This window comes from Paenibacillus sp. 276b (assembly GCF_900107875.1).
In the GTDB taxonomy this organism is placed as follows: Bacteria; Bacillota; Bacilli; order Paenibacillales; family Paenibacillaceae; genus Paenibacillus; species Paenibacillus marchantiae.
The window spans coordinates 1-17,148 of sequence record NZ_FNRR01000007.1; the positions used below are offsets into that span (position 1 = coordinate 1).

The window sequence follows — 17,148 nt, forward strand, 5'->3', positions numbered from 1 at the left end:
CCCGCTGCTCCTGTATCGCCGGTAACGCCGGTGGCTCCGGTTACACCCGTATCCCCCGTTGCTCCTGTACTTCCCGTTACACTGACACCCGTGGCACCGGTAACTCCTGTATCTCCAGTGACGCCGGTAACTCCTGTGTCTCCGGTGGCTCCGTTACTTCCAGTTACACCAACTCCGGTTGCCCCTGTCGCACCCGTGGCTCCCGCGCCAGCCAACAATGTGTAATCCGGGGACGTTCCTGGAGTGCCTGTTGGTGATGCCACATTTGCAATATACGTGCTGCCATCAAACGTCACCACTTGACCCGCTGGATACGTTGGCGCTACTGCTGGGTCGAATGGAACAACGCCAGTCAAACCTGCACCCGTGGCTCCCGTTGTACCGGTATCTCCTGTTGCGCCGGTTAGACCAACTCCGGTTGCCCCTGTTGCACCCGTGGCTCCTGCACCAGCCAACAACGTGTAATCCGGGGATGTTCCTGGAGTACCTGTTGGTGATGCCACATTTGCAATATACGTGCTGCCATCAAACGTAACGACTTGACCCGCTGGATACGTTGGTGCTACCGCCGGATCGAACGGTACAATCCCACTCAAACCTACTCCAGTTGCTCCCGTTACACCCGTTGGCCCTGTAGGGCCTGCGCCTGCAATCAATGTATAGTCAGGGGATGTACCTGGCGTTCCCGTTGGCGATGCCACATTTGTAATGTAAGTACTTCCGTTAAATGTCACGACTTGACCCGCCGGATACGTTGGTGCTACTGCTGGGTCAAACGGAACTGCTCCATTCAAGCCCACTCCTGTTGCTCCGGTTGCACCTGTAGCACCTGCACCTGCAAGCAAGGTGTAGTCTGGTGAAGTTCCCGGCGTTCCCGTTGGCGACGCGACATTAGCAATGTACGTACTGCCGTCAAACGTCACCACTTGACCCGCTGGATACGTTGGTGCTACCGCCGGATCGAACGGTACAATCCCACTCAAACCTACTCCAGTTGCTCCCGTTACACCCGTTGGCCCTGTAGGGCCTGCGCCTGCAATCAATGTATAGTCAGGGGATGTACCTGGCGTTCCCGTTGGTGATGCCACATTTGTAATATAGGTGCTGCCTTCAAAAGTTACAACTTGACCGGCCGGGTATGTTGGTGCCACTGCTGGGTCAAACGGAACTGCTCCATTCAAGCCCACGCCTGTTGCTCCGGTTGCACCGGTGGCTCCTGCGCCAGCAAGCAATGTGTAGTCTGGTGATGTACCTGGGGTTCCAGTTGGTGAAGCTACATTAGTAATATAGGTACTACCGTCAAATGTCACTATTTGACCCGCTGGATAGGTTGGTGCTACCGCTGGATCAAACGGTAATATTCCACTTAAACCTACTCCTGTGGCTCCCGTAACCCCAGTAGGTCCTGCACCTGCCAAGAGTGTATAGTCCGGTGAAGTACCGGGAGTTCCCGTTGGCGATGCCACATTTGTAATATAAGTGCTGCCGTCAAATGTTACGACCTGACCCGCTGGATACGTAGGTGCTACTGCGGGATCAAACGGAACAGAACCACTGAGTCCCACTCCTGTTGTCCCAGTAGCCCCAGTAGCTCCGGCCGATGCCAGCAAAGTATAATCCGGTGAACTACCCGGTGTTCCCGTTGGCGATGCCACATTAGTAATATAGGTACTACCGCCAAACGTTACAATTTGTCCTGCCGGATAACCTGGTGCGAGCGCCGGATCGAATGGAATAGAGCCTGTTAAGCCTGCCCCTGTTGCTCCAGTCGTTCCGCCTGACAAAAACAACGTGTAGTCTGGAGAACTTCCCGGTACTCCGGTAGGACCATTCACGTTAACAACATAAAGACTGCCGTTATACGAAACAACTTGACCTTGCACATAGCCAGGTGCCTCAGCGGGATCAAAAACGGAAATATCATTCAATCCAACTCCAGGAGCCCCCTGCGGACCTGGTACGCCTTGGGGTCCTAGAGGACCTACCGGACCTACTGGTCCTACTGAGCCTCCTGGCCCGGCTGGACCTGGCACTCCGGGAACACCCGGAACCCCTGGAACTCCCGGGGGACCTGGAGGACCTGGAGTTCCCGATGTTCCAAATGAACTGGTAGCACGAGTCAATGATACGGATATGGATCGAATCAAACCGACCAATTTATCTTTTTCCGCAGGCGGAACTTCCAGAAGCAACGTTACACTTAATAAATCATCAAGCAAGTTTTGCAAGTTGCCAGCCAGATTGATAACGGCTACAGGTACAACTTCAGAACCTGCTATGGTTAATTCCAGAACGGATTGTAACTCAGCTTTCACCCCAGCTCGAAAACCAGAGGTATTAACAAAGGTGAGCAAACTCCGTAAACTGTTTTGCAATGCGAGAATATTAGACGCTGTAGGCTGACTAACAGCTGCAGGAATAGTCACTGCCAATGCTTTCAAAATGGACTCAAACTGCTCCACTTCACTCGATGTTATTGGAATAAACGGTGATCCCGCTCGAAACGATCTTCCTTCTATGAAAGCTTTAATATTCACCCTTTTTCTTTCATCAGACATGCCTAATCCACTCCTCCTTTAACTTCTTCGCTTTTCAAGCTTATGTATCATAAGAGGCAAAATTATCTTGGACACATTTTTTGATGCAAAAAATGTGAACATACTGTTCCACGTTGAACAAGATTAAACGGTACTGTTCAACAAAAAAGCACCCTCAGCATGAGGGTGCTTTCGCACTTTTTGTATGAAATCGGGCTATTTCGAAGAATCCACGGGAAATTGTAAAATAAACTCTGTTCCTTCACCAAGTACACTATTAACGATAATGGTACCGTGATGGGCATCCACAATATTTTTTACAATTGCGAGCCCCAGTCCTGTACCGACACTTTCACCTCGAACACGAGCCTTATCTGCTTTGTAGAATCGTTCAAAGATGAATGGCAAATCAGAAGATGGAATGCCTACGCCCTCATCTTTTACAGTCACTTTAGCTAGAGGTGTCCGGATATCCGATAACAGCTCTGCCGATATGACAACATTTTTGCCTGAGGGCGTATGCCGAAACGCATTATCCAGCAAATTTGTAAATACCTGTTCAAGCCGATCCTCGTCAGCCTGGTGAAGTTCAATCGAAGTCTGTTTGCATTCAAACCGAAGATGGATATCCTGTTCTTTGGAACGTACCGAGAACTTTCTATATACACGCTCCAATAGTTCAACCAGATCCACTTCCTTCACAGCCATATCCGTATGACCCGCTTCCATTCGCGCAAGATCAAGCAGATCTTTAACCAACCTGCCCATACGCAAAGACTCATCATGAATCACTTGAATTAATTCTTCACTTTCTTCTGGAGAAGCCGCCATTCCATCCAAAAGAGCTTCACTATACCCTTGCATCATGGATAGCGGAGTACGTATTTCATGAGATACATTGGCGACAAAATCACGGCGCATCTTCTCAAGTCGTACTTCCTCCGTTACGTCACGAAGCACAGCAACAGCCCCCCGTACGACACTATCCGCATACAAAGGCGCCATCTGAACAGACCAGACACCCTGCTGCACATGCACGTTAGAGTTCTGATCGCCACCTTGCTCCATCACCATTTTGAATAAAGGAACGAGTGGTTCCGGCACCTCTCGTGAAGAACTCACAGCATTCTCCGAATCCTGTCCCTCGCCCATTTGTGCCCAGTCCAAATCACACCAAGCCTGCATGATTTTCTCTCCAGGTGGGTTTGTCAAAATAACTTTCCCCTCACCATCGAATGTCACTACGGCATCGGTCATGCTTCGGAGCACGCTCGCCAGATGTTCTTTTTCATGGTTAAGGTTGCGAATGTTATCTTCCAGCTGTGCAGCCATATGGTTAAATGTATTACCTAATTCCCCAATCTCATCGCTAGTTACAAGGGAGAGACGCGTACCGTAATTTCCTTTCCGAATCGCATTGGCTGCCTGAATTAACTGCTGCATCGGCTGCGTAATTTTCGTAAAAAGAAACAGCGCAAAAAAGGTCGTCAAACTGAATCCGATAATACAAACATACGTGAACAAACGTTTGATATCTCTCGACTCAGACTCCGCAAAATTCGTATCAATATACGGCAGCAAAAAAAGACCCAATGCTATGAGTACACAGCCCACAAGGCAAATAATCGTAATCCATAACTTCCCGACCAGCGATCTCCAGAAACTAAAACTACTTCGGTACTTCCAGTTTATAACCCACACCCCACACCGTCGTAATCATCGCCGCTGATTCTGGCGAAACCTTGTTTAACTTCTCGCGAAGACGCTTCACATGCGTATCCACAGTACGAAGATCACCAAAGAATTCATAGTTCCATACATCCTTCAGCAGCTCTTCTCTGGAGAAAACTTTATCTGGAGATGTCGCGAGATAATGCAACAGTTCATATTCTTTCGGTGTTAGACTGATCTCTTCCCCACCCGCGGTTACGCGGTGAGCATCATGTTCGATGACCAAATTAGGAAATACGATATTGTTGCTTGAATTACTCTCCTTGGACAGATACGCTGTCGCAGAAGAACGACGCAGAATCGCCTTCACCCGGTAAATCACTTCACGTGGACTGAACGGTTTAACGACATAGTCATCTGCTCCAACTTCAAAGCCCTGAACGCGGTTGATTTCTTCGCCTTTTGCAGTAAGCATCAAAACCGGAGTTGATTTTACCTGACGCAAACGGGTACATACTTCAACGCCGTCCATGCCCGGCAACATCACATCAAGCAAAATAAGACCATAGTCACCTGCAGTTGCTTTTCGCAACGCAGTTTCCCCATCCTCAGCTTCATCGATTTCATAGCCTTCTTTTTCGAGATACATTTTCAAAAGCCGTCGGATTCTTTCCTCGTCATCCACGACGAGTATACGGTTCTCATGTTCAGCCATTCCACTCCAGCCCCTTTGCAATAACTCCTCATCACTTCTATTATGTTCGATCTGGCGAACAATATTTGAATGCCCCATTGGACGTAGGGGCTCACGTATGTGTTTCATGGATTTCTCTCGGGAACTTTACGAAACTACCTATCCTAGTCTGCCCCTGCGTAAGAATGCAACCCGGCAATGATCAAATTCACACCAACGAGCGTAAACATAACGACCAAAAATCCAAGTACTGCAAGCCATGCAGACTTGCGGCCCTGCCAGCCTCTGGACAAACGCAAATGCAGGTACACACTATAATATAACCATGTTATCAAAGCCCACACCTCTTTGGGGTCCCATCCCCAGAAGCGGCTCCAGGCAATCTGGGCCCAGATCATAGCGAAAATTAATGCTCCCAATGTAAATATAGGAAATCCGATAGCAATTGCCCGATAACTAATCTCATCGAGATCATCGGCATCAATGCCATCCAGCATCGGTTGCAGAGCTTGTCCAAGCGGTCTTCTTACAATTAAACGAATAAGTCCATATAAGATCAACCCTACAATCAAAGACCAGACTACCGTATTCAGTTTACGTCCAGCATTAACTCCGTTCATCCAGGAAGGTGTCTCAAGCAATGGTTCCTTCATGCCAAGAAACGGTTTTATGCTCTCCACTTCGCTATTATAAGGCGCAAAAATAGGAGGCATGCGATAAATCACTTTCTCTATTGTACTATTTTCCTGTACCTCTGTGTCAATGCTAGCGATTTTCTGAACAAAAACCGCCTCATATCCGGATGCACGGAAAGCAAATACCGACCCGATAAACCCAACGACAACGACGATAGTGATTAATGTAAACTCAACCCACCCGCGCTGGCGTCTGGAGGACTTATCCTTGCCACTGAAATCGACTGTGCGTAACAAGTACATGAATCCCGCCGCAAAGCCTACGGCGAAGAATGCCTCGCCAAGAGCTGCCAACGTCACGTGGATCTTGAGCCATATCGATTGTAAAGCAGGGATCAGCGGCTGTACTTCCTGAGGAAATACGGCTGCATATGCCATAATAATGATGGTTAGTGGCAGTGCAAACAGTCCCAGCAACGATTTGCGATATATGGCGTAAACTACAATAAATGCCACCATAATCATCATGGAAAGAAAACTCATAAACTCATACATATTACTTACTGGTATATGGCCTGCTCCAGCCCAACGTGTACCAAAGAAGATGAGATGTGCAGCTAGTGCAACAGTTGATGCAATAAAGGCTCGTTTCCCCCATCGTTCTACATGAGCTTGCGGGTCACGATTACTCCATTTCTTTCCCATGACGGCAACGCCATATAACATAAATGCAGCACAATATAGAAAAAAAGATACGATAAATGCGTCGCTGCTGAAATCCAATAAACTCATGTTTGGTTCCCCCCGTTATCCAACGACTTCTCATCCACTTCCACATTCATATGTTTTAACACAGCTGCAATCTCACGCCTAAATCCAAACCAGTTTTTATTCGTATGGCCGCCTAGGGTGAGCTGTCCATCATCAATACGAATCCAAATACGTCGGTGGTGCCAGTAAAAGCCCATAACCAGACCCAACATAACGATTCCTGCACCAACCCATACAAAAGGCATGGCCTTATCAATACGGATATTGAGGTAACTCACGGATTGAATGATGTCCACCTTATCCATGCTATCAACCTCTAGCTGCAAAGGAATTTCTCCTCCATTCAACTGTTTGTTAATTGCGTCCTGTTGAAAACGTTGTTTATCTATCTGCTTCGCAAAATACAAATACTGCATTCCCGCTTCAGGTAAATTGGGTCCCTTGATGTTAAATAGAAAGGCAGGCGCATTCGGTGAAGGGGATTTTGATTTGGGTTCTCCATTTTCATCCAGTCCAAAATCCATATATTTTTCTTTAACACTCAGACTATAGGGTCCAGCTTCAAACGTTCGCTGCGTATCCACCATAGCAATTTGGATTGCTCCATACTTCTCACCCGTCTGGGCATTGACCAAATCAGGCGTTACCGAACGAATCGTTGGTGTCAGATCATAATCAAATTGATATGCTTTTAATCCGTGGTAATTCAGTGGATGGTTCACTCGAACATCATGTCGGTCCACCTCGGTCAATTGAGGTTTTTTCGAAGGATCCGAGCAATCTGCCGTACATTCGTACAATACCACTTTGGTTTCAAATAGTTTTGGAACGGTTTTGTTCAAATTACGGAACTGTTCTGGAACCTCATCTTCATTGTAAAATTCAACATTAAACTGTTCATTCTTCAAATACATGGAGGTATTCGGTATTTTTTTGATTTCCCCTTGGGGAAAAGCAACATGCTCATCCAGATTCAGCCCGGGAAGTCCTCGAGCAAGTACTGCGAGCAGGAAGATAATCAATCCGATATGGATAACATATGGCCCCCAGCGACTGAATCGATGTTTCTCGGCCAGCAATGCAGTACCCTCGGTATGCACGCGATAACCTTTCTTTTTAAGCGGCGTAACCGCTTTCTTAATCCAGTCTTCTGATGCCTCATCTATGGAACCTTGATACACCAGTCGCTGGCGTGTAAGAAACTGCATGTGTTTGCGTATTTTCTGTTTATTCAGCGCTTTATATAGTGGAAGTACCCGGTCTAGACTGCATATGACCAATGAAGCGCCGATCAGTACCAGTAACAAAATAAACCACCAGGATTCGTATGTATGGGACAGACCCAGCAGATAATAGATATGACCCAACTGACCGTATGTGTCCTTGTAATATACGGATGGATCAATATTCAGAAATGTACTTTCTTGTGGATAGATTGTGCCCAGCATGGAACCTACAAGTGTAAACACAATCATGTAAACAGCAATTTTGACCGATGAGAAAAAGTTCCATATGCGGTCAATGATTTTGGGATTGGTACGCTGCGAACGACGCGCCATGCCATCATAACGCATTTCCAATACTTCATCCGATTTGACCTCGGCCTCCAGCAGCGGCTTGCCACAGGCTTCACACAGCACAGTGCCCACCGGATTCTGGTGTCCGCACTCACATTTCGTATTTTGGAACACGACTAGACCTCCTGTCAGGGCTGTTTCGCCAGTTGTGAAATTTGAGCGTCAAGTGTGTCCAAATCAAGTTGACCGATATGAATGGTGGAGATTTTGCCCGTGTCGGAGACAAAAAATGTCGTTGGCATCGGCGAAATGCCAAAATCCCGGATCGAGTTTTTGTCACGGTCGAGCATAATCGGAAACGTAACGCCCACCTGTCGAACAAAATTTTCCACGGTCATCTGGTCTTCCCCAACATTGATACCAACAAATTGCACACCCTGGTCCTTCCATTTGTCCGCTTGCGCTTGTAGCGCAGGCATCTCTTTGACACAAGGCTCACACCATGTTCCCCAGAAGTTGATTACCATGGCTTTGCCTTTGTATTCCTCAGACGTATGAACTTGTCCATCCAGGCCCAGCAGTTCAAAAGAAGGAGCTTTGTCTCCTTCTTTTGGCTTGCCATTCGAGCCGGATACCGATGTCGTAATCGCATATCCGCCCAACACCAGGATCAATAACAAAATGACGATTTGCACCGCTCTTCTTGATTTCCCCATGTGCTGCTCCCCTTTTAAGTCAGCTTTTTGCATAATTTGAATTTAAACGCTCCCGGGTACAAGAATTAGACGAATAACACCATTTCGATCTAAATCTTGCTGATTGAAAGTCGCTCCGGGGATTTATGCAAAAAGCTTGAGTGACTAGCATTCGCATATAACGGTCTTGGACAACTGTGAACATCCTATGAACAATTATAGCGAATTTCGTCACAAAACTGCGGCGCTTTTATGAAAATTATGTGTCCTCACATTACCTTTTTTTCATTTTTTTGGCGGGTTCTGATTTTGCGAGCGTAATCAGGTTGTTGACTTCTTCTTTGGTTAGATTGCGTGTGAGTCCCCGTTTCAGGTTTTGAAGCAAAATACCTCCAAACGAAATCCGTTTCAGACGTGTTACCGGATGGTTAATCGCTTCGAACATACGTCTAACCTGACGGTTACGCCCTTCGTAAATCGTAATAGAGATAACAGATTCATTTGCTGCGGTATCCACATCTTTGTACTCAATCTCTGCCGGAGCTGTCATACCGTCGTCCAGCATAATGCCTGTCTTTAATTTCTCCAGAGCCGAACCATGTGGAACACCTTTAACGGTTGCATGATACGTTTTGGGTACGTGATGCTTCGGATGCGTCAACAAATGCGCAAACTCGCCATCGTTGGTTAGAATGAGCAATCCTTCTGTGTCATAATCCAGACGACCCACTGGGTATACCCGTTCCTTGACACCTTTAAGATAGTCGGATACAATTTTCCGACCTTCCGGGTCTGAAGCACTTGTGATAACACCCTTCGGTTTATTCAACATCATGTACACTTTCTTCTCACTGCGGATCGGTTTACCATTAACTGTAATCATATCCTCTTCGGGGTTCGCTTTCGTACCCAGTTCGGTTACGACCTCCCCGTTAACTTCTACTTTGCCGGACAGGATCAGTTCCTCGCTCTTGCGGCGGGATGCAATGCCTGCCTGTGCGATAATTTTTTGTAATCTTTCCATGTTTGTCATGTCACCTCACACTAATGATACCCATCAAGGCCGGAAATCACAAGGATAATCCATCGATTTTGTTAACGCAGGGGTTGTAAACACCTTTTAAGCTGCATTTAGCTATGAATTTAGACCAAAAAAAGCTCACTCTCTCACTGCCGGTATGCGGCAGGAGCGTTAAGGTGAGCCGTTCAATTTCAACCATATGTAACCACTACAACATGAATAAGTTTAATTGGCTACTTTACCAGCAACAACGACCTGTTTTTTCGCAGGGGTTGCACTTTCCTTAATGAAGGATTGCAACGTTTTGGAAGTAATATAATAAGTACGTCCTCCGTATACAAAGGTCATCATGCCAATAACCCGATTGTTCTGGTCCAGAACAGGGCCACCTGAATTGCCTTGTGCTACTGATTTTACGATACTGCCAATGCCCTTCTTGCCTGGAACATCTGAATCTTGTGAATTAAATACTCGGCTCTTGGCGATTGTATTATAAGTTGAAGGGAAATCTTCGTCCAACAGCACAAGTTCCCCGGCGGGATTTTTAGGAAATCCGATGGTATAGACAATTTGATTATCTTTGGCATTTGCAAACGTCACCGGTTGTGCGTCGATTTCTTTGTCCAGCTTCAGCAATGCCATATCTGTCACCGGATCTGTTTTAATGATTTTGGCTTTAACCGGCTTGTCCAGATGACCTGGGCTTGCTACAGTAAGTGTGCCTTCATCCCCATCAGACAGTTCAGCATAATCCTGAACGACATGATAGTTGGTTAGCACCTCATCCTTGGAGATCAGTATGGATGTACCTACATCATAATATACTGAATCGGGTTCATCCTGCTTGACCAGACGTACGTTCACAACTGGAAAAGAATCCGCTGTAACGGCCAACTGAGCACGTAGTTGTTTATCGAAGTAACCCGTAAAATGAATCGTATTAACGGCTTGAGCCGCAGCCAATCCCGTCTGTCCCGCAAGCAACGCAATGGCAAGCATACCTGACATCCCAAAGCGGAGCATTCGTTTCCAACTCTTTTGCATGGTTCTCACTCTCCTCCGCTATCATTCTAGCATAATTCGTATATCGGAAGGAGAGGGCATATTTTTAACCAAATACAATTAAACAAATAACCAAGGCAGCAATGAATCCAACCAGATCGGAAAACAACCCAACTTTGAGCGCATAGCGACCATTGCGTATACCTACCGCTCCAAAATAAACAGTCAATACATATAGTGTTGTATCCGTACTGCCTTGAATTGTGGAAGCCATGCGACCAATCATAGAGTCAGGTCCATAGGTTTTGATCAGGTCAGTCGTAAAGGCAAGCGAGCCTGTCCCGGTCAAAGGACGCAAAATACCGAGCGGCAATACTTCTCCCGGAACACCCATCCAGGACACAAGTGGTGCGAATAGGCTGATCACATAATCCAATGCACCGGAAGCACGGAATACACTGATCGCTACCATCATACCTACCAGATGGGGAATAATGCTGATTGCCGTAGAGAAGCCATCTTTGGCCCCATCAACAAAAGATTCGTAGACCGGGACCTTTTTGGTAAACGCATATAATGGAACAAACGCGATGATAACCGGAATGGCCCAGACGGAAATCCAGTTGATGAAGGTTAACAACGTTGCTCATCCTTTCATACCGGGATTGTCACTTTTTTGTACACGAGGCGGCCTGTGAAGTGCCCTATTTCGGTACCAGCGATCGGCTACAATGGCTGCAAATGTCGCAATAATGGTTGCCATTAGCGTGGTACCTACAATTTCCGTGGCATTTGCGGAATGATAATTAAGTCGAATGGCTATCAGGGTTGTCGGAATAATGGTGATACTCGCTGTATTCAGAGCCAGCAAAGTGCACATGGCAGGGGAGGCCGTTTGTTTATCCGGATTTAGCTCTTGCAGTTGCTGCATGGCTTTGATCCCCATTGGGGTTGCCGCGTTGCCTAGGCCGAGCAGATTGGCACTCATGTTGGATAAAATGTAGCCCATGGCTGGATGATTCCGCGGAACATCCGGGAACAAAAAGCCAACAACCGGACCCAGCAGCTTCGCGATTCGTCCCAGCAGCCCGGCATCCTCAGCCATTTTCATCATACCCATCCAAAACACGAGCACACTGATCAGCCCAAAACATACCGTTACTCCGGTTGCTGCTCCATCAAAAGCCGCCTGCGTAACGACTTCAATTTTGCCTTGTGCTGCTGCAAAAGCAAATCCGGTTACGATCATGAGAAGCCAGATTAAATTGATCAAAGGATAACCCTCCCCTTATTATGGAGATAACAAATGGCTTAATACTGCGCGCCATGCGGAAGCCCAGGTAGAAATTTCACCGATCCCCCCCAGAGTTGCATCCTCTGTCTTTGGCTCTGGCGGGATATAACTTCCTTTGCGATACACAGGAATTGAACCCACAAGTTTCCCGTCAAGCTGCATATCAATTCGGCCAGCCAGTCCAAAAGTAGGATCTGTCGTTTTTGCATCTCCCACTGTACTCTCCTGTGCCCGGTTATCGAGTAAAATCAGCTTTTTCTTCAATGAGGATGTCTCACTCTTCGCTAGAGGATAGGTGAACCCGCGACCTGTGACCACATCCGTGTTTTGTACAGGCTGTTCTTTTTTTGCAATTTCCACCAAAGGGAAGTTTTCAAAACCGAAATCCAGCATACGTGCATGGTCATTCCAATCGTCGCCATCGTTCAGGGTTACCGCAGCAAGCTGTTGCCCATTGCGTGTAGCAGAGCTAACCAGACAACGGAACGCCTTTTTGGTATATCCGGTCTTTACGCCATCGGCCCCCTCGTACAACCGCAGCATTTTATTTTTGTTTTGCCAGGAGTACTCCCAGCTCTCGTTCGGATTTGGAGCCGACTTGTTCTCCGTAGCTACAATACGTTTGAACACCGGATTCTTGAGCGCATACGCAGTTAAGCGTGCAAGATCATTGGCGGTGGAGTAATGACCGTCTGCGTCAAGTCCATGGGGATTCATAAAATGGGAATGGGTCAGACCAATTTGCTCTGCCTTTTTGTTCATTAACAGGACAAAGCCTTCTTCAGATCCACCGACATGTTCAGCAATCGCCGAGGCCGCATCGTTGCCTGATCGCAGCATCAGCCCATATAGCATGTTTTCAAGTGTCATTTCTTCACCCAGCTTGAGATAGATGGACGACCCTTCTTTGGCAAAAGCCGAAGAAGTTACCTTTACTTTGTCATCCAGTTTACCGTGTTCAATCGCAACAATTGCCGTCATGATTTTGGTCAAGCTGGCAATTCTCAGTTCCTTATCCCCATCTTTGCTGTACAATATTCGGCCTGATGTTACATCAATGAGAGCAGCGCTTTGCGCATGGTTTGAGGGGCCGGGGATGGTTCCCTGGGCTTCAGCAAGCCCAAATGAGGGAAACAGAAACAAAGGTACAAGCATACATGCCATAAATTTCATTAATTTTCGCATCGATTCATTCCTCCGGGTCACTTGGAATCTTGTACTAGCTTATGTCTGGACAACCCGAAGTATGTCCCAGTGTTAGAAAACAGCAAAAATCCCTCTCGCACATGCTGCGGAAGGGATCTTGTAGTTTTAAGATGAGTTGCCAGGAATGATTAAATTTAGTTATAATCCAGCATCTTGGCCACTTTTCGCATAATTCTGGAGACTCTCATCTGACTAATATCCTCCATCTCTGCTGTCTGTGTCTGATTAAAGCCCTCTACCCGATGCTTCAGGACAGTGACTTCCTTCTCGCTTAACTTGCGTTTAACCGATTCTATAACTGCGTCAACATAAATTCTGTCGACCACTCCATCTTCAATATTTTCCCCGCTATAGATGGTATCCATCAATGTAACTGCTTGGGCTTGCTGATCATCTGCTCCGACAGGCTCATCCAGGTATTTAACTCCCTTGCCCATTTGGAGCGCCTTGTTGATTTTCTCCTCTTCTTCGTCAAGCAACAAAGCGATTTCATGAGCTGTCGGGAGATACCCCATATCGTGCTCCAGCCGATTGATTCGATTAATTAATTCTGTAGCCGTGCGAGTGGGGCGAATAATACTTGCACTATCTCTCAGAAAACATCGGATTTCCCTTACAATCGCAGTAACAGCAAACGAACTGAATTTCACCCCACGCCCTGTGTCAAATGCTTTGACTGCTTTAATAAACCCAAGGCGTCCCAATTGAAGAATATCGTCTTTTTCCACACAATGATTTTTGATAATGACTTCCGGTTTTCCAATGTATTTATGTACTGAATGCCAAATCAAGTTCTCATTAACCAAAATGCTATCTCCTAGAAAATGTTCATCGACTTGACATCGTTCAATATTTCCTACAAGGTCCATAGAGTAAAATTTCTTGTCCAACTTCAAATTCATCCTAATATGTTCTGAAAATTTATCCATCTTGATCTCCCTATGTAAATGTTGTGGAAGTTCACCAACAATCTAACGTTCTTTATTGATTTTCTTTAGCATCTGAACCATTGTGTTATGGTGTTTCTTCACTTGGTTGTAATACCATGGGCGAGCTTTGCCTTTGTCTACATTGCCCTCCCCTTGATTGTACGCAATCGTTGCTGTACGAAGGTTGCCGTCATACTTTTCCAACAAATATTCCATATATTCAATACCGGTTTTGATGTTAACTTCGGGCGTGTATAAGTCACTGCCGCTAATACCAAACGATTTGGCCGTACTTGGTAGTATTTGAAGCAGTCCAATGGCTCCATGAGATGATGTGCTATCCTCTAATAAGCGGCTCTCCTGCCACATCATGGCCATTATCCACACCGAATCCATATTGGATCCTTCAATATATTGGTCCACCCATTTCACATACTTCAACAGTTTAGCTCTGCTTACCGTCTTCTCCTGATAAGTTTCGATATAATGCTCTAGCATATCTACCATTACTTTATGGGACGTAGCGGCCGGATCTAACTTGACTTGCTTTAGGGTTTGTTTTGTATTTTGTTCTACAATCGGATTAGAAGCAGTTGGTACAAACAGCCCTCCATATATCGTTATCGATGCCAGTACCGCCGTAATGATAATCCCGATTTTTTCAAATGTGACCAACGGGATTGTTCACCTCCTTAGGTTAAGCCTTATATAATAGAAGAAACCGTGATTTTTCACTGCTTGTACGAACTTGCGACCCAAATGATTAGAGAGTCTATTGTCGAATTTAAAGGCTTCTCTTTTCCTATTAAGACTCATCTCGTTCACTGGTCTGATATGCCAAGATTGCTGTGTACTCTATCCTGCTATTTGCTGAATCGTAAGAGGAAGTAACATCAAGTCCAATGACCAATACATTTGGTTTGTCACTCATCCAGGTGTTAATCTGTTCTTCTAGATCCATTGGTGATGGTGATGTAAACATCTTTACAGCGATATCTAAGGCATAATTTTTCATGTCCATTTATTCATGACCGATAAGAAGCTCAGGGTTTGTTTGTTCGTTTGTTTCTTTATCGCTTTGTGCAGCAGAAAGGGATTCAGTGGTGTTCTCCTCTTTTTTCTTCTCCTCGATCAATTGAGCAAACTCCTCTTGTGTCAACTCATGGATCTCCAGTTCAAATGCACTTGTGAGAATATATCCCATACCGTCCGTTAAATGAACGTTGTAGTAGGTTTGCGGTTCTTCGTGAAATTCACCCGCTTCGTAGTTGAATCCAATAACGGCTTTTTCATAGCCAGCTACAATACCTGCAAACCATACATTGGCTTTTGTTGTTGCGCCTGTTGGCGTTTGAATCTCATGCACATTCGTTGGTGCGTGAACGCATTTTCCAATCAGACTTGCAACCAATTCTTCGGTTAATATATCGTCTTTTGCTTTTATCATTTGTGTCATACAATCATTCCTACATATATTTAAATTATCTTGGACCCGGCTATCCAGCTCTTCAATTTCTCTATACGCGTTATATTACTAGCAGTTAACGATTTACACAGGAGAGACATTTAGGGCGCCACTTATGAGCGTATAATGCGTTCGAATATGCTTTACAGCCCGCTCAAGATCATTTATTCGATTGGACAACATCTCTTCAATGACAGGCTCCCATACTCTGAGTCCTACACCCATGATTGGTTTGTTTTGAATATACGCATGATGCAAGATCACTATTTCAGTAGGAGTCAGCTTTTCCACATCAAGATTAACTAGCAACGCATCGGCTTGAAACACAACCTTCTCAATAATCAACGCATACTCCCGGTTACTTAGGTCGGAAGCTGTGGATGAATCATGGTGGGCCCAAGCAATATCAGAAAATCCCGACAGACTGTCCAACGTAAATCCCAACACAACAACACTGAGCATATTCTTCTGCCACCTTCCATTATTCAATCGATTAATTACTCTATACGATATAAAAAAGCACTCCGTTAAGAGTGCTTTTAGTTCTATGTAACGTTTCGGTCGATCTGCAACAAACTTTGGCTATGAATTGCCACTTCATTATAAAACTACAGAGCTTCGTATTTCTCGCGAATCGCTTTCCACAACTGTGAGATGCGTGCCTTGGATACACCTAACATTGCTGCAATTTCTACAAACTCGTACCCAGAGGTTCGAAGTTTAAAAATCTCTATTTCCCGGTCATTAAGCTTCATATTCTCCATGATGTCAGTTACAAATTCAAAATTCTCAAAGGCAAACCCGGTGTGCCCAATCGTTAGCGCTGTATCTGTTCCATCATTTTCATCACTCGCGCCAAGATCAGTACACACTAGCTGGACAGCGTTAACGACACTAAGGTTTTTCTCAGACATGCATTTGCGATACATATCTTTGATTTTATTTTCGATCAGGTGATCAACAAACGTCGACATTTTTGCTTTTTCTGCGTCATACTTGTCCAGCGCGTTATACAACTTAATCATGATCTCCTGCGTTACATCCTCTTTTTCAATCCCTGCAAACGTTTTGCCTCTAAGCTTGTGTCGACATTTTTCCTGTGCTTTGTTCAAGAACGCATCTATATCCCCAATTTCAAATAAATCATCAAACCCCATAGCAGTTGTAGCAGACATCATCATTTTCCCCCAATGACTATTTAGTTGTTTGTTTAAACTCTATAACTTGCATTTCTATAGTTAAAATATTGATCAGTTCTTGATCACTCAACAATCTAGTATCTCGCACCTTAATCAAACTTCAAATATTCCTTGCCGATGTCCAAAAAACCATATCTAATATGTAGTGTTATCACTTCTTCGTAAATATGAAAACTTCTTCTTCAGGCAAAGTGTAAAGCTAGATAAGTCTTTTGCATTACATATAAATTGCGTAGATGATGCACCTCCCCTTTCGATCCACATCAAGATATAAAACTAACTTTCAAAGTTCAGCAATGGGACAATTTATCAGAGATACTTTTCCAACCTATTACATTCAGAATAACAAATACGAACTAATGTTCGCAACATATTTTTATCAACTTCTTTAGTACACCATTTACCCACTATATACGAAGCCAAATGCGAAACGTAAAGCCCGTTTTTTGCAAACAAAAAGACCAACACAGAGCGCACCACTAGGAAGATACCAAAATGGTGGAATGTGTCGG

Annotated in this window: 17 protein-coding genes; all 17 read right to left on the minus strand. The window is 45.3% G+C overall.

The window, feature by feature from the left end; translation table 11 throughout:
• Positions 1-2,558: collagen-like repeat preface domain-containing protein (locus tag BLV50_RS33710; RefSeq protein WP_177031259.1), on the minus strand; the 2,558-nt coding region annotated here is incomplete at its 3' end.
• Between the two features lie 195 nt (positions 2,559-2,753).
• Positions 2,754-4,151, minus strand: a complete 1,398-nt coding sequence (locus tag BLV50_RS25480; protein ID WP_256338046.1) for an ATP-binding protein — start codon at positions 4,149-4,151, stop codon at positions 2,754-2,756.
• 55 nt (positions 4,152-4,206) lie between these two features.
• On the minus strand, positions 4,207-4,923 hold the full coding sequence (locus BLV50_RS25485) for a response regulator transcription factor (RefSeq protein WP_072735241.1): 717 nt from the start codon (positions 4,921-4,923) through the stop codon (positions 4,207-4,209).
• 143 nt (positions 4,924-5,066) lie between these two features.
• Positions 5,067-6,329 carry a cytochrome c biogenesis protein CcsA gene (ccsA, locus tag BLV50_RS25490; protein WP_063568322.1) on the minus strand — a complete coding sequence of 421 codons (1,263 nt, stop codon included), beginning with the start codon at positions 6,327-6,329 and terminating at the stop codon, positions 5,067-5,069.
• Complete coding sequence (locus tag BLV50_RS25495; RefSeq protein ID WP_063568321.1) at positions 6,326-7,999, minus strand: cytochrome c biogenesis protein ResB; 1,674 nt, start codon at positions 7,997-7,999, stop codon at positions 6,326-6,328. Before BLV50_RS25495 ends, ccsA begins: the two co-directional genes overlap by 4 nt.
• A 14-nt stretch (positions 8,000-8,013) precedes the next feature.
• On the minus strand, positions 8,014-8,541 hold the full coding sequence (locus tag BLV50_RS25500; protein WP_063568320.1) for a redoxin domain-containing protein: 528 nt from the start codon (positions 8,539-8,541) through the stop codon (positions 8,014-8,016).
• Between the two features lie 253 nt (positions 8,542-8,794).
• Entirely contained in the window at positions 8,795-9,544 is a 750-nt protein-coding gene (locus BLV50_RS25505) for a pseudouridine synthase (RefSeq protein WP_063568319.1), read from the minus strand.
• Positions 9,545-9,766: 222 nt separating this feature from the next.
• Positions 9,767-10,585, minus strand: a complete 819-nt coding sequence (locus tag BLV50_RS25510; protein WP_090810618.1) for a S1 family peptidase — start codon at positions 10,583-10,585, stop codon at positions 9,767-9,769.
• Between the two features lie 64 nt (positions 10,586-10,649).
• The gene (locus BLV50_RS25515; protein WP_063568317.1) at positions 10,650-11,183 is read right to left on the minus strand and encodes a spore maturation protein; all 534 of its coding nucleotides are present in this window, start codon (positions 11,181-11,183) and stop codon (positions 10,650-10,652) included.
• A gap of 6 nt (positions 11,184-11,189) precedes the next feature.
• The gene (locus tag BLV50_RS25520; RefSeq protein WP_090810620.1) at positions 11,190-11,816 is read right to left on the minus strand and encodes a nucleoside recognition domain-containing protein; all 627 of its coding nucleotides are present in this window, start codon (positions 11,814-11,816) and stop codon (positions 11,190-11,192) included.
• 18 nt (positions 11,817-11,834) lie between these two features.
• A complete protein-coding gene (locus tag BLV50_RS25525; protein WP_090810622.1) occupies positions 11,835-13,022 on the minus strand; it encodes a D-alanyl-D-alanine carboxypeptidase family protein in 1,188 nt (395 codons plus the stop codon).
• Positions 13,023-13,177: 155 nt separating this feature from the next.
• The gene (locus BLV50_RS25530; protein ID WP_256338047.1) at positions 13,178-13,945 is read right to left on the minus strand and encodes a sigma-70 family RNA polymerase sigma factor; all 768 of its coding nucleotides are present in this window, start codon (positions 13,943-13,945) and stop codon (positions 13,178-13,180) included.
• Positions 13,946-14,014: 69 nt separating this feature from the next.
• On the minus strand, positions 14,015-14,647 hold the full coding sequence (locus BLV50_RS25535; protein ID WP_090810626.1) for a lytic transglycosylase domain-containing protein: 633 nt from the start codon (positions 14,645-14,647) through the stop codon (positions 14,015-14,017).
• 130 nt (positions 14,648-14,777) lie between these two features.
• Positions 14,778-14,954, minus strand: coding sequence for a hypothetical protein (locus BLV50_RS33180; RefSeq protein ID WP_218135426.1), 177 nt, complete (start codon positions 14,952-14,954; stop codon positions 14,778-14,780).
• 39 nt (positions 14,955-14,993) lie between these two features.
• A complete protein-coding gene (locus BLV50_RS25540; RefSeq protein WP_090810628.1) occupies positions 14,994-15,428 on the minus strand; it encodes a hypothetical protein in 435 nt (144 codons plus the stop codon).
• Positions 15,429-15,521: 93 nt separating this feature from the next.
• Complete coding sequence (locus BLV50_RS25545) at positions 15,522-15,899, minus strand: hypothetical protein (protein WP_090810630.1); 378 nt, start codon at positions 15,897-15,899, stop codon at positions 15,522-15,524.
• Positions 15,900-16,045: 146 nt separating this feature from the next.
• Positions 16,046-16,612, minus strand: a complete 567-nt coding sequence (locus BLV50_RS25550) for a sigma-70 family RNA polymerase sigma factor (protein ID WP_177031260.1) — start codon at positions 16,610-16,612, stop codon at positions 16,046-16,048.
• Between the last annotated feature and the right edge of the window lie 536 nt (positions 16,613-17,148).